The sequence below is a fragment of the Streptomyces sp. NPDC052012 genome (genome assembly GCF_040689265.1).
Classification (GTDB): domain Bacteria; phylum Actinomycetota; class Actinomycetes; order Streptomycetales; family Streptomycetaceae; genus Streptomyces.
The window spans coordinates 211196-224039 of the sequence record NZ_JBFAXA010000006.1 but is presented as its reverse complement, the minus strand read 5'-3'; the positions used below and the strand labels follow the sequence as shown (position 1 = coordinate 224039).

Here is a 12844-nt window from a genome sequence, read left to right as displayed (position 1 = left end):
GCCGAGGGGTGCGGGAACTGCGCGACACGCCACGGCGCAGCCGCGGTCGCGCAACGCACCGCACCACCCGAGCTCTGACGCGAAGGTCATCGCGGGTTACGTTGGTCGACACCCGTAAGGGAGCCGACCGAACGGAGCCGCGATGCCCTTCGCCCGCCTGGCCACCGCAACCACCCCCACCTGCCACATCGGCCTCGGCCTCGCCGCAGTCGGCCGCCCCGGCTACATCAACCTCAACCGGGACGAGGACCTCGGAGAGAACCGCAGCGTCGAGACGCTGCGCGCCCGCACCCACGACCTCCTCGACGCCGCCTACGCGCAGGGCGTCCGCTACTTCGACGCGGCCCGCTCCTACGGCCGCTCCGAGGAGTTCCTCGCGGACTGGCTCCACAGCAACCCCGGCATCGACGACGTGGTCATCGGCAGCAAATGGGGTTACACCTACACCGCCGACTGGACCACCGACGCCGAGAAGCACGAGATCAAGGACCACTCCCTCGCCGCCTACGAGCGTCAGCGCGCCGAGACCGACGCCCTGCTCGGCGACCGGCTCGACCTCTACCAGATCCACTCGGTGACCCCGGACAGCCCCGCCCTCACCGACAAGGACCTGCACGCCCGGCTCGCGGAGGCGGCCGCGGGCGGCCTCACCGTCGGCTTCTCGACCAGCGGGCCGGCCCAGGCCGACGCCGTCCGCGCCGCTCTCGCCGTCACGGTCGACGGCGAACCCCTCTTCCGGACCGTCCAGTCCACCTACAACGCCCTGGAGACCTCCGCGGGCCCCGCCCTCGCCGAGGCGCACGAAGCGGGTCTCACGGTGATCGTCAAGGAGGGCATGGCCAACGGCCGCCTGGCCGAGCCCCACGCCCCGCAGCCTCTGCGTGACATCGCCGCGGAGACCGGCCTCGGGTGCGACGCGGTCGCCCTCGCTCTGATCCTCCGCCGGCCCTGGGCCGGAGTCGTCCTCTCCGGAGCGGCGACCGTCCTCCAGCTCACCTCCAATCTGCACGCCCCGGCCGTCGATCTCACCGACGACCAGTTGTCCCGCCTCGAGGCCCTGGCCGAGGACCCGCGCACCTACTGGGAGCGCCGGGGACAGCTGCCCTGGCACTGAGCCGCGACAGACCTGCGCAATATCCACAGCTCTGAGACTTCTACGCCCCGTGTGAGACAGTAATGTCTCACACGGGCTATAGTTGTCTCATGGCTGTCGATCGTGACCACGTGCTGCGCGCCGCCGCGGCCCTGCTGACCCGCAAATCAACCGCGACCATGGACGAGGTCGCCAAGGCCGCCGGAATCAGCCGCGCCACCCTGCACCGGCACTTCGCCGGGCGCGACGCCCTCGTACGAGCGCTGGAGGCGCTGGGCATCGCCGAGTGCGAGGCCGTCCTGGACGCGGCGCGCCCGGAGGAGGGCCCCGCCGCCGACGCCGTACGGCGGCTCGTGGCCGAGATCGAACCGCAGGCCGGACTGCTCGCCTTCCTCTACACCGAGAACCAGCTGTTCGAGGGCGAGGAACAGAACGCGGGCTGGGCCAGGATCGACGAACGCATCGCCGCCCTGTTCCGGCGCGGACAGGAGAGCGGCGAGTTCCGTATCGACCTCACCCCGGCCTGGCTCACCGAGGCGCTCTACGGACTGCTCGCCTCCGCCGCCTGGGCGGTGGCCGAGGGCCGCGTGGCCCCCAAGGACTTCACCCACATGGTCGTGGAGCTGCTGCTCGGCGGCACCCGACGCCAGAACGACGCATCACAGAGGAAGGAATCATGACCAGCACCCTGCAGCCGGCGGACGGCACCGAGGCGGTGAAGCGGCCCGGACGGTGGCTCGCGCTCGGCGTGCTCGTGCTCGCCGTGCTGCTGGTGGCCGTCGACGCCACCGTCCTCGGCCTCGCGACCCCGTACATCAGTGAGGACCTCAAGCCCACCGGCACCCAGCTGCTGTGGATCGGCGACGTCTACTCGTTCGTGATCGCCGGTCTGCTGGTCTCCATGGGCAGCCTCGGCGACCGCATCGGCCGCAAGCGGATCCTGCTCTACGGCGCCACCGCCTTCGGTGCGATCTCCGTGCTGAACGCCTACGCCACCACCCCCGAGCTGATGATCTTCGCGCGTGCCCTGCTCGGTGTCGCCGGCGCGACCCTGATGCCCGCCACGCTCGCCCTGATCCGCAACCTCTTCCACGACCCGCGCGAGCGCAGCCTCGCCGTCGGCATCTGGGGCGCCACCGCCTCCGCGGGCACCGCCATCGGGCCGATCATGGGCGGCTTCCTGCTGGAGCACTTCTGGTGGGGCTCCGTCTTCCTGATCAACCTGCCGGTCATGGCCGTCCTGGTCCTCGTCGGCATCAAGATGCTCCCCGAGTCCAAGAACCCCAGCCCCGGCCCCTGGGACCTGCTCAGCGTCGTGCTGTCGCTGGTCGGCATGGTCGCGATCGTGTACGCGGTGAAGGAGGCCGCCACCCACGGCTTCGCCTGGGCCACACTGGCCGCCGCACTGCTCGGCGCGGGCGCCCTGTACGGCTTCGTACGCCGTCAGCTCACGCTCCCCGCACCCCTGCTGGACATGCGGCTGTTCCGCCACCGCGGCTTCAGCGGAGCCGTCCTGGCGGACCTGCTGACCATCCTCGGCCTGTCCGGCCTGGTGTTCTTCCTCTCCCAGTACCTGCAACTCGTCCAGGGCAGGCGCCCCTTCGAGGCGGGCCTGGCCGAACTGCCCGCCGCGATCGGCGCGGTGGCCGCCGGCCTGGTCGCGGGCAGGGCCGCCCGCCGCTTCTCCGTGCGCTCGGTCGTCTCCGGCGGACTCGCCGCGGTCGGCCTGGCACTGGCCGCGCTCACGGTGATCGGCCAGTCCACCGGCTACCCCCTGCTCGGGGCGGCCCTGCTGGTCGTCGGCATCGGCGCCGGCTTCTCCTTCACGGTCACCGCCGACGTGATCCTCTCCAGCGTGCCCAAGGAACAGGCCGGCGCCGCGTCCGCGGTCTCCGAGACCGCCTACGAGTTGGGCGCGGCCCTCGGTATCGCCGTCCTCGGCTCCATCGTGACCGGCGTCTACCGCGACTTCACCGGCCCGGCGGGCACCCCGGCAGAGGCCCACGAGTCACTGGGCGGCGCGGTGGAAGCGGCGACGAGGATGCCCGCGCACACCGCGGAGCCGATGCTCGACGCGGCCCGCGAGTCCTTCGTGAGCGGCCTGACCCTGGCAGCGGGCGTGGGCGCGGTCGTCCTGCTCATGGCGGCGGTCGCATCGTGGGTGCTCCTGCGACACCAACGGCTCGACAACGCCGCTTCTGTCGATTAGGGGGCTCCGCCGCGAGGGCGCGAGCAACCACACGACTCCCACGTCGTGCACCCCTGCCGCCCCCACCCCCGCGCTTTAAGCCCCTTTTCGCCCCCGCCTGATGGTCTTGGCTCCACACCCGACGTCGTCCCGACGACCGAAGGAGCCACCGACCATGACACCCCGTCCGACCGACACCGACGACGAGCACCTCGAAGAAGCCCTCTTCGAGGTCAAACGCATCATCGTCGGCCAGGACCGCATGGTGGAACGGATGTTCACCGCGGTCCTGGCCCGCGGCCACTGCCTCCTGGAAGGCGTCCCCGGTGTGGCCAAGACCCTCGCGGCGAAGACCCTCGCACACGTCCTCGGCGGACGGTTCGCCCGGCTCCAGTTCACCCCCGACCTCGTCCCCTCCGACATCACCGGCACCCGCATCTACCGGCCCTCGCAGGAGACCTTCGACATCGAACCCGGCCCGGTGATCGCCAACATCGTCCTCGCCGACGAGATCAACCGCGCCCCCGCCAAGGTGCAGTCGGCGCTGCTGGAGGTGATGGGCGAGCATCAGGTCTCCATCGGCGGCACCACCCTCCCCGTCCCCGAACCGTTCCTCGTCCTCGCCACCCAGAACCCCATCGAGTCCGAGGGCGTCTACCACCTCCCCGAGGCCCAGCGCGACCGCTTCCTGCTCAAGGTCGAGATCAGCGCCCCCAGCGAGTCCGAGGAACTGGCCATCCTCTACCGGATGAGCGTCGACCCACCGCGCCCCCGCCGGGTCCTCACCCCCGAACAGGTCGTCGCTCTCCAGCGCACCGCCGACGAGGTCTTCGTGCACCACGCCGTCGCCGAGTACGCCGTACGGCTGGTGTACGCCACCCGGGAACGCGCCGGGCCCGGCAGCCGCCTGGCGCACGGAGCCGGCCCCCGCGCCACGCTCGGCCTGGTCGCCGCCGCCCGCGCCCTCGCGCTGCTGCGCGGACGCGGGTACGTCCTCCCCGAGGACGTGGGCGACCTGGCCCACGAGGTGATCGCCCACCGCCTGGTCCTCTCCTTCGACGCGCTCGCCGACGGGGTGAGCGGCGCGGAGATCGTCGACGAGGTGCTGGCCGCCGTGGCGCAGCCCCGGGTCAGCCCCCGCCAGGCCGCACAGGAGGCCGCGGCATGACCCCCACGCTCGGCGAACTCACCCCCGAACAGGCGCTCCGGCACCTGGAGCTGCTGTTCACCCGGCACCCCGACGGACTGCTCCAGGGCGACCATCCCGCACTGGTGCCCGGACCCGGCGACGAGGTCGCGGAGACCCGGCCGTACGTCATCGGTGACGACGTGCGCCGGATGGACTGGAACGCGACCGCGCGTACCACCGTCCCGCATGTCCGCCTCACCCTCGCCGACCGCGAACTCACCACCTGGATCGTCCTCGACGCCTCCGCCAGCATGGACTTCGGCACCGCGCGGATGGAGAAGCGGGACCTCGCGGTGGGCGCGGCGGCGGCCGTCGCCTTCCTCACCGAGCGGGCCGGAAACCGGCTCGCGGCCCAGCTCACCGGGCCGGACGGCATCCGCCGCATCCCGCCGCGCTCCGGCCGCCGGCACCTGCTCGCGGTCCTGCGCGCGGCGCTCGAGCGGCCACGGGTGGAACCGGGGCCGCCGACCCGCCATCTGGCCGAGGCCCTGTCCACACTCCGTGCCCTGCCGGCCCGCGGCATGGTCGCCGTCATCTCCGACTTCCTGGAGACCGGCTGGGAGCAGCCGCTGCGCACCGTCGCCCGCCGCCACCAGGTCCTCGCCGTGGAGACCGTCGACCCACGCGAGCTGGAGCTGCCCGACGTCGGAATCCTCACGGTGGTCGACCCCGAGACCGGACGCCGCCGCGAGGTACCCACGCACGCCCGCCGTCTGCGCGAGCGCTATGCGAGCGCCGCGCTGGAACAGCGAGCACTCATCCAGCAGTCCATCCGCCGCTCCGGCGCCTCCCATCTGCGGCTGCGCACGGACCGGGACTGGGTGCGCGACGTCGTCCGGTACGTCGAGACGCAGCGGCGCCGGGGAGGCGGTGCCGTGTGAACCGTACGACCGGCGGAAGGGAGGGATCATGGGCCTGCGCTCGCCCGGCTGGCTGCTGCTCCTGGCGCCGCTCGCCGCTCTGATCGCCGCGTATCTGCTGGTGCAGCGACGGCGCGCCCGCTACGCCGTCCGCTTCACCAACCTGGAGCTGCTCGACAAGGTGGCGCCCCGTCGCCCCGGCTGGCGTCGGCACGTCCCGGCGGGCGCCTTCTGCGCGATGCTCGCCCTGCTGGTCGTCGGGTTCGCCCGGCCGACCGCGGAGGTGCAGGTGCCACGGGAACGGGCCACCATCGTCGTCGCCTTCGACACCTCCGGGTCGATGGAGGCCACCGACGTCGAACCGACCCGCTTCATCGCGGCCCAGCGCGCCGCGCTCACCTTCATCGACCGGCTGCCCGAACGCTTCAACACCGGTCTGGTCACCTTCAGCGGCTCCGCCACGGTGGCGGTACCGCCGACCACCGACCGGACGGCGCTGCGTACGGCCGTCGGGCAGCTCGTCCCCGGCCAGGGCACGGCGATCGGCGAGGCGGTCGTCGCGGCGCGGGACGCCATCCGCGCGCTCGACAAGGAGGCCGAGACGGAGCCGCCGCCCGCGCACATCGTGCTGCTGTCCGACGGCTCCAACACCGTGGGCCGCTCGGTGGAGTCGGCCGCGGAGGAGGCGGCGGCCGACCGGATCCCGGTCTCGACGATCGCCTACGGCACCGAGGACGGCGTACTGGAGCTCCCCGACGGCCGCGTCCTCCAGGTCCCGGCCGACGGCCCGGCCCTGGAGAACCTGGCCTCCCGCACCGGCGGCGACTACCACGAGGCCGCGACGGGAGAGGAGCTCGAGGACGTCTACGAGGACATCGGCAGCTCCGTCGGCCACCGCACCGAGGAACGCGAGATCTGGCAGTGGTTCGTGGCGGCCGGCCTGCTGACGGCCCTGCTGGCGGCGGCGACATCGCTGTTGTGGTTCTCGCGCATCCCCTGAGACGAGGAGGTACGCCCGCCATGCCGGATCCACGCCACCCCGGCCCGCCGCCCCCGCCGGGGCCGTCCGCGCCGCCCCGCCCACCGGCCCGCCCGGTCTCCGCCCCGCCACCGGAGCCCGCACCTCGGGAGCCGGACACCCGAGCGCACGGCGCCGACGCGCCGGGCCCGCACCGCGCCGGGCTCGGTGAGCCCCGCGGTCCGTCCTTCCTGCCCGGAAGCCCACCGCACGGCCTGCACCCCGCCGCGGCCGGTACACAATCGCCCCTGCCACCTGCCTCTCCCTCTCCGAGCACCCGCTCGCCTTCCTCCAGCACCCGCCCGCCGCACCCGCCCCGCACCCCACGGCCGGCAGCCCGCTCCCTCATGGCCGTGCTGGTCGCCGCCGTGCTCGCCGGCGGCACCGCCGGATACGCCGCCGGGCAGCTCGGGGACGACGACCCCGCCCCGCCCGCCGCCGCCCGGAGCGCCGGTGATCTCCAGGCCGTCGCCGCGCGGGTGCTGCCCAGCGTCGTGTCCGTGCAGACGGACGGCGGGCAGGGCTCCGGGTTCGTGTTCGACGCGCGCGGGCGCATCCTCACCAACGCCCATGTCGTGGAGGGAAGTTCACGCGTCACGGTGGAGCTGCAGGACGGGCGCCGGCTCTCCGCCGAGGTCGTCGGCGACGACCCCGACCACGACGTCGCCGTACTGGAGCCGGAGACGGCGCGCGGACTGACCGCCGTCGACCTCGCCACCGGCGTCCGCCCGGCCGTCGGCGACACTGTGCTGGCCATCGGCTCCCCGCTGGGCCTGAGCGGCACGGTGACCTCGGGAATCGTCAGCGCCCTCGACCGTTCCGTCCGGCTCGGTGACGACAACGGCAGCGGTGGCCCGCGCCGCGCCCTGCAGACCGACGCCTCGATCAACCCCGGCAACTCCGGCGGACCCCTCGTCGACGCCGAGGGCCGGGTCATCGGCATCAATACGGCCATCGCGACGTTGGACAGGAACAGGGGCGGTTCCATCGGCATCGGCTTCGCGATCCCCGTGGGCGACGCCGTGGCCGCCGCCCGCACGATCATCGACGGTGGTTAGGGGGACGTCATGCGTCTGCTGGTCGTCGAGGACGAGGAGGACCTGGTCGTCGCCCTGAGGGTCGGCCTCGTACGGGCGGGATACGCCGTCGACGTCGCCCCCGACGTCGACACGGCGACCGAGAAGCTCGCCGTCAACGAGTACGACCTGGTCCTGCTCGACCTCAACCTGCCCGACGGCGACGGCTTCGCCGTCTGCCACGCCGTCCGGGCCACCCCCGGCGGCCCCCGCATCCTGATGCTGACCGCCCGCGACCGCCTCGCCGACCGGGTCCGCGGCCTCGACGAGGGCGCCGACGACTACCTGGTCAAACCCTTCGCCCTGCCCGAACTCCTCGCCCGCATCCGTGCCCTGCTGCGCCGCGAGGACGGCGGCACATCGGTCGTGGAGGTCGGCGAGCTGCGCCTGGACACCGCCCGCTTCGAGGCGTACCGCAAGGAACGCAGGCTCCGGCTCACCCCGAAGGAGTTCGGCGTCCTGCACTACCTGATGACCCGCCCCGGACGGGTCGTACCGGCCGAGGAACTGCTCGAACACGTCTGGGACGAGCACGCCGACCCGTTCACCAACACCGTGCGCGTCACGGTCGGCTCCCTGCGCCGCAAGATCACCGGCGACGAGGAACCCCTGATCGAGACGGTGATCCGGCAGGGCTACCGCCTCAAGGAGACGCCATGAAACGGCCCGCCGCGCTGGAGGGCCTCCGCCTGCCCGCCTTCACCCACACCATCCGCTTCCGCCTCACCGTCCTGTACTCCGCGCTCATCTTCGTCCTCACCGCCCTCGTCCTCGGCGCCACCTACCTCGCCGTCGAACGCAGCGGCGAGGCCAAGCCCGTCACCAAGCAGTTCACCGCGTCGAAGTACGTCAACGACGTGTACGTCGGCCAGGTCGAGGCGGTGAAGGTGCAGGAGGTGGAGGCGGCCGTCAACTACGAGACGCTCGCCAACCTGCGCAACTTCTCCTTCGTGGTGCTCGGCGCCCTCGCCGTCGCCAGTCCCGCGATCGGCTGGATCCTCTCCGGCCGCGCCCTGCGCCCCGTGCGCTCCATCTCCCGCACCGCCGCCGAGATCCAGGCCACCGACCTCTCCCAGCGCATCCGGCTCACCGGCCCCAAGGACGAGCTGCGCGACCTCGCCGACACCGTCGACTCCATGCTCGACCGGCTCGACGAGGCGTTCCGCGCCCAGCGCCAGCTCATCGACGACGCCTCCCACGAACTGCGCAGCCCGCTCGCCATCATCCGGGCCAACCTGGACGCCGTCCTCACCGCCGAGGAGTCCGACGAGGCCGAGCGGCGTGCCGCCGCGCGCAGCGTCGACCGGGCCACCACCCGCATGACCCGCCTGGTCGAGGACCTGCTCGCCACCGCCCGCCGCAGCGCCCCCGCGCTCGCCGACACCGACGTCGACCTCGCGGCGGCGGCCGGCGAGGCCTGCGAGGAGTTCGCCCCGCTCGCCGCCGAACGCGCCCTCGTCCTGCACCGCCGGCTCACTCCCGGCCTCACGGTCATCGGCGACCACGACGCGATCCGGCGCGCGGTCGGCAACCTGCTCTCCAACGCCGTCCGCCTCGCCCCGGCCGGTACGCCGATCACCGTGGCCGCGGGCCGCGACGGGCCCTGGCTGTGGACGGCCGTGCGCGACGAGGGACCCGGGATCCTGGACGACGACCAGGCCCGGGTCTTCGACCGCTTCTGGCGGACCCGCCAGGCGCCTGCCGGCACCGGACGCGACCGCCACGCCGGCCTCGGCCTCGCCATCGTCCGCCAGATCGTGGAGTCCCACGGCGGCCACGTACGCCTGTTCTCGAAGGTGGGCGAGGGCTCCACCTTCGTCCTGTGGCTACCGGCCCAGGGCACGGAAACCACACACACCGGCCCCCCTGCTGAGCGACCTGTGTGAAACACCCCAGGGGCGCGGGGAACTGCGCGACCAGCCCACCACGACCCGCACTCGACGACGGCGAACCCAGCGGAGCTATGCTGCCTCTTTCGCCTTGCTCGCGTACATGTCCACGTACTCCTGCCCGGACAGCCGCATCACCTCGGCCATCACCGAGTCGGTGACCGCACGCAGCACATAACGGTCCCGGTCCATCCCGTCGTAGCGGGAGAACTCCATCGCCTCACCGAAGCGGACCGTCACCCGCCCCGGCCGGGGCAGTCCCGCCCCGCCCGGCTGCAGCTTGTCCGTGCCGATCATCGCGAACGGCACCACCGGCGCACCCGTCATCAGGGTGAGCCGCGCGATACCGGTACGGCCCCGGTACAGCCGGCCGTCGGGGGAGCGGGTGCCCTCCGGGTAGATGCCGAAGACCTTGCCCTCCTCCAGCACCCGGCGCCCGGTCATCAGCGCCGCGACACCGCCGCGCCCGCCGTCGCGGTCTACCGGGATCATGCCGACGCCGGTGAAGAACCAGGCCATCAGCCGGCCCTTGAGGCCCTTTCCGGTGACGTACTCGTCCTTGCCGATGAAGAAGACCTGACGGTCGCAGACCAGCGGAAGGATCATCGAGTCGATGAACGTGAGATGGTTGCCGGCCAGGATGACCGGGCCGTCACCCGGGATGTGCTCCGCACCCTCCACCTGTGGGCGGAACATCAGGCGCATGATCGGGCCGAGCACTGCCTTGATGAGCGCGAAGCGGGACAACGGGCCCTCCGGTGGGAAGCGGACGTCGATGGATGCCGTATTGAGTCTGTGCAGGTGAGGACATTACTCGCGGCCCCGGGGGTTGCGCACATCGGGCTCACGGGGTTCACCGAGGTCTTACTCACCATTGACGTGGGTTCACCTGCGGTGGCCCACGGTGACCGGCGTGTAACGCGGCCGCCACGCTGTGACGGAACTCGCCCGGACCCGCATACCGGGCGCCTGCCCCGGTTCACCCGGTCGAATGCGACGCGGTGTCACATCCCCGGGGGAATACGACAGATGTCCGACGGACGTACGACGGACGTACGACATGCGACACCACCCGCGTGTTCGCCCGGAGGTCTCCCGTCCGTCAACCGCACACACCTACGATCGCCCCGCACTGAACCAGCCGACGGCAGGAGGGCGCTCATGGGAACGCGGGACACTCTGACCACTCGGGGCACGGGGGAGTCGAACGAGCGGACGGGCGGTACCGGGCGCCGGGCGCTCCTCGGCGCGGCGATGCTCGCCGCCGGCGGTACGGCCCTCGGGCTGAGCGGCACCGCGAGAGCCGCCGGTGCGGGGCAGGGCGGCGGACGGGGCCTGAAGAGCCTGCCCGTCCCGACGATCATCGGCCACCGCGGGGCCAGCGGCTACCGGCCGGAACACACCCTGGGCGCCTACCAGCTCGCCCTCGACATGGGCGCGGACATCGTCGAGGCCGGTGACCTCGTCCCCACCAAGGACGGCCATCTCGTGTGCCGCCACGAGCCGGAGATCGGCGGCACCACGGATGTCGCCGATCACCCCGAGTTCGCCGGCCGCAGGACGACCAAGACCCTGGACGGCGCCTCGGTCACCGGCTGGTTCACCGAGGACTTCACGCTCGCCGAGCTGAAGCGGCTGCGCGCGGTGGAGCGCATCCCGGCCAACCGCCCGCACAACACCCTCTACAACGGCCGCTGGGAGATCCCCACGTTCGAGGAGGTGCTGCGCTGGCAGGACGAGCAGACGCGCAAGCGCGGCAAGCAGGTCTGGATCTACCCGGAGCTCAAGCACCCCACCTACTTCCGGAAGCTGGGCCTCGGCCTGGAGGAGCGGGTCGCCAAGGTGCTGCGCAAGCACGGCAAGGACGACCGCAACGCCCCGGTCATCCTCCAGTCCTTCGAGCCGACCAGCATCGAGCGCCTGAACACCCTCGTGGACAACCCGCTCGTCGTCCTGCTGTCCAGCGCGAACAGCCGCCCCTGGGACTTCGTCGAGTCCGGCGACCCGCGCACGGTCGCCGACCTCATCACCCGCAAGGGCCTCAGGGAGATCGCCTCCTACGCCCAGGGCATCGGCCCCACCCTGGACCTGGTCATCCCGCGCGACGCGAGCGGCCGGCTCACCGAGCCGACCACCCTGGTCCGCGACGCCCACCGCGCCGGCCTGATCCTGCACCCCTACACCCTGCGCAACGAGAACCCGTTCCTGCCCGCCGACTTCCGCAAGGGCACCGAGCCCGACGCCTACGGCGACGTCTTCGGCGCCTACCGCGCGTACTTCGCCACCGGCATCGACGGCGTCTTCACCGACCACCCCGACACCGGACTGCTGGCCCGCGAGGACTTCGTCAACGACTGAGCCACCGAGCCCGGTCAGGGTGACGTCCGGCCGCCGCGGGCAACCGCGCCCGCGGCGGCCGCGTCGTTGCGCCTATGACGCACGAGCTGGTCACCGCCCTTAGCCCGCTGCTCACCGCGGAGGCCGCCGCCGAGGCATATGCGTCCGGGACCGAACCGGCCGACCTGGAGCAGGCGGTCTGGCTCCGCCTCCTGGAACGCCTCGACGCCCAGGACCCGCCCCACGATCCGCCGGGCTGGCTCCGCCGGGCCGTCCGCACCGAGGCCCGCCGCACCCGCCGTACCGCCCGCCACGAGACGCCCCTGACCGGCGACCCCGCGGACGGCGCCGCTCACGACCCCGAACTCCTCGCCCTCGCCGCCGCCCGCCGCCACGCCCTGCGGGACGCCGTGCGCCGGCTGCCCGGCCGCTGCCCCCGTCTCCTCGACGCGCTGCTGTCCCCGAACGACCCGACATACCGGGAAATCGCAGGGGAGTTGGGTATCTCACAGGGCGGTCTTGGTCCGGAACGTTCCAGATGCCTGGGATGTCTACGTCGTTTGCTCACACCGGAGGTTGCGGCCCGCTGAGGACGGGGATAGGAGTGAGGGACGACAGGTGATCAGGTGAGCGGGAGGCGTGCGCACATGGGCATGAGCGTGACCATCTCTGCGGCGGCCGAGCAGGACGCGGAGCAGATCTTCAGGTTGCAGTACCTGTGCTTCCAGAGCGAGGCGGCGCTCTACGGCAACTACCGCATCGACCCGCTGGTCCAGAGCCTCGACTCGGTCCGTCAGGAGGTCGCCGGCGACTGCGTCTTCGTGGCCCGGCTCGGCGACGAGGTCGTCGGCTCGGTGCACGGCAGGATCACCGAGGACGGCACCGCCGCCATCGGCAAACTGTGCGTCCACCCCCGCCTCCAGGGCCACGGCATCGGCGCCCGCCTGCTCAAGGCGGCGGAGTCGGCACTCGCCGAGGAGCGCGGCGCCAAGACCTTCCGCCTCAAGGCCGGTCACCGCAGCGAGTCCAACCTCCGCCTCTACAGCAAGGTCGGCTACCAGCGCGTGGGCACGTCCCAGGGCACGGACGGCGTCCCGATGATCGTCCTGGAGAAGAAGGCGGAGTCGTACGCGACAACAGCGTGACGGCAACCCTCTAGGGGCGCGGCGAACCGCGCGCCCGGCCGCGACGGAC

The 12844-nt window shown here is 72.4% G+C and carries 13 protein-coding genes; 12 read left to right on the top strand and 1 reads right to left on the bottom strand.

Annotated elements, in window-relative coordinates; genetic code table 11:
• Positions 1-142: 142 nt before the first annotated feature.
• From AB0412_RS14365 to AB0412_RS14325, 9 genes are all read left to right on the top strand, one after another.
• On the top strand, positions 143-1114 hold the full coding sequence (locus AB0412_RS14365) for an aldo/keto reductase (RefSeq protein WP_366402864.1): 972 nt from the start codon (positions 143-145) through the stop codon (positions 1112-1114).
• A gap of 89 nt (positions 1115-1203) precedes the next feature.
• Positions 1204-1773: a TetR/AcrR family transcriptional regulator gene (locus tag AB0412_RS14360; RefSeq protein WP_366402863.1), complete on the top strand. Its 570-nt coding sequence runs from the start codon at positions 1204-1206 to the stop codon at positions 1771-1773.
• Entirely contained in the window at positions 1770-3302 is a 1533-nt protein-coding gene (locus AB0412_RS14355; protein ID WP_366402862.1) for an MFS transporter, read from the top strand. Before AB0412_RS14360 ends, AB0412_RS14355 begins: the two co-directional genes overlap by 4 nt.
• A gap of 154 nt (positions 3303-3456) precedes the next feature.
• Complete coding sequence (locus AB0412_RS14350; protein WP_366402861.1) at positions 3457-4449, top strand: AAA family ATPase; 993 nt, start codon at positions 3457-3459, stop codon at positions 4447-4449.
• Positions 4446-5351: a DUF58 domain-containing protein gene (locus tag AB0412_RS14345; RefSeq protein ID WP_366402860.1), complete on the top strand. Its 906-nt coding sequence runs from the start codon at positions 4446-4448 to the stop codon at positions 5349-5351. Before AB0412_RS14350 ends, AB0412_RS14345 begins: the two co-directional genes overlap by 4 nt.
• Positions 5352-5379: 28 nt before the next feature.
• On the top strand, positions 5380-6330 hold the full coding sequence (locus tag AB0412_RS14340) for a VWA domain-containing protein (RefSeq protein ID WP_366402859.1): 951 nt from the start codon (positions 5380-5382) through the stop codon (positions 6328-6330).
• 365 nt (positions 6331-6695) lie between these two features.
• Entirely contained in the window at positions 6696-7406 is a 711-nt protein-coding gene (locus AB0412_RS14335; RefSeq protein WP_366402858.1) for a trypsin-like peptidase domain-containing protein, read from the top strand.
• 9 nt (positions 7407-7415) lie between these two features.
• A complete protein-coding gene (locus AB0412_RS14330) occupies positions 7416-8084 on the top strand; it encodes a response regulator transcription factor (RefSeq protein WP_366402857.1) in 669 nt (222 codons plus the stop codon).
• Positions 8081-9310 (top strand): HAMP domain-containing sensor histidine kinase, encoded by a 1230-nt coding sequence (locus AB0412_RS14325; protein WP_366402856.1) that lies wholly within the window; start codon positions 8081-8083, stop codon positions 9308-9310. Before AB0412_RS14330 ends, AB0412_RS14325 begins: the two co-directional genes overlap by 4 nt.
• A gap of 75 nt (positions 9311-9385) precedes the next feature.
• On the opposite strand, the gene AB0412_RS14320 is transcribed toward AB0412_RS14325, so the two are convergent.
• Entirely contained in the window at positions 9386-10060 is a 675-nt protein-coding gene (locus AB0412_RS14320; RefSeq protein ID WP_366402855.1) for a lysophospholipid acyltransferase family protein, read from the bottom strand.
• A 414-nt stretch (positions 10061-10474) separates the two neighbouring features.
• Between AB0412_RS14320 and AB0412_RS14315 the strand changes: the two genes are divergently transcribed.
• The 3 genes from AB0412_RS14315 to AB0412_RS14305 all read left to right on the top strand — a co-directional run bounded on the left by AB0412_RS14315 (position 10475) and on the right by AB0412_RS14305 (position 12795).
• Positions 10475-11671 (top strand): glycerophosphodiester phosphodiesterase, encoded by a 1197-nt coding sequence (locus tag AB0412_RS14315; protein WP_366402854.1) that lies wholly within the window; start codon positions 10475-10477, stop codon positions 11669-11671.
• 74 nt (positions 11672-11745) lie between these two features.
• The gene (locus tag AB0412_RS14310; protein WP_366402853.1) at positions 11746-12240 is read left to right on the top strand and encodes a sigma-70 family RNA polymerase sigma factor; all 495 of its coding nucleotides are present in this window, start codon (positions 11746-11748) and stop codon (positions 12238-12240) included.
• A 57-nt stretch (positions 12241-12297) separates the two neighbouring features.
• Positions 12298-12795, top strand: coding sequence for a GNAT family N-acetyltransferase (locus AB0412_RS14305; RefSeq protein WP_366402937.1), 498 nt, complete (start codon positions 12298-12300; stop codon positions 12793-12795).
• The last annotated feature ends 49 nt before the right edge of the window (positions 12796-12844 follow it).

Excerpts from the sequence above, each read along its gene's own strand:
- AB0412_RS14365 (WP_366402864.1), top strand. The coding sequence starts at position 143 with ATGCCCTTCGCCCGCCTGGCCACCGCAACCACCCCCACCTGCCACATC.
- AB0412_RS14360 (WP_366402863.1), top strand. The coding sequence starts at position 1,204 with ATGGCTGTCGATCGTGACCACGTGCTGCGCGCCGCCGCGGCCCTGCTG.
- AB0412_RS14355 (WP_366402862.1), top strand. The coding sequence starts at position 1,770 with ATGACCAGCACCCTGCAGCCGGCGGACGGCACCGAGGCGGTGAAGCGG.
- AB0412_RS14350 (WP_366402861.1), top strand. The coding sequence starts at position 3,457 with ATGACACCCCGTCCGACCGACACCGACGACGAGCACCTCGAAGAAGCC.
- AB0412_RS14345 (WP_366402860.1), top strand. The coding sequence starts at position 4,446 with ATGACCCCCACGCTCGGCGAACTCACCCCCGAACAGGCGCTCCGGCAC.
- AB0412_RS14340 (WP_366402859.1), top strand. The coding sequence starts at position 5,380 with ATGGGCCTGCGCTCGCCCGGCTGGCTGCTGCTCCTGGCGCCGCTCGCC.
- AB0412_RS14335 (WP_366402858.1), top strand. The coding sequence starts at position 6,696 with ATGGCCGTGCTGGTCGCCGCCGTGCTCGCCGGCGGCACCGCCGGATAC.
- AB0412_RS14330 (WP_366402857.1), top strand. The coding sequence starts at position 7,416 with ATGCGTCTGCTGGTCGTCGAGGACGAGGAGGACCTGGTCGTCGCCCTG.
- AB0412_RS14325 (WP_366402856.1), top strand. The coding sequence starts at position 8,081 with ATGAAACGGCCCGCCGCGCTGGAGGGCCTCCGCCTGCCCGCCTTCACC.
- AB0412_RS14315 (WP_366402854.1), top strand. The coding sequence starts at position 10,475 with ATGGGAACGCGGGACACTCTGACCACTCGGGGCACGGGGGAGTCGAAC.
- AB0412_RS14310 (WP_366402853.1), top strand. The coding sequence starts at position 11,746 with ATGACGCACGAGCTGGTCACCGCCCTTAGCCCGCTGCTCACCGCGGAG.
- AB0412_RS14305 (WP_366402937.1), top strand. The coding sequence starts at position 12,298 with ATGGGCATGAGCGTGACCATCTCTGCGGCGGCCGAGCAGGACGCGGAG.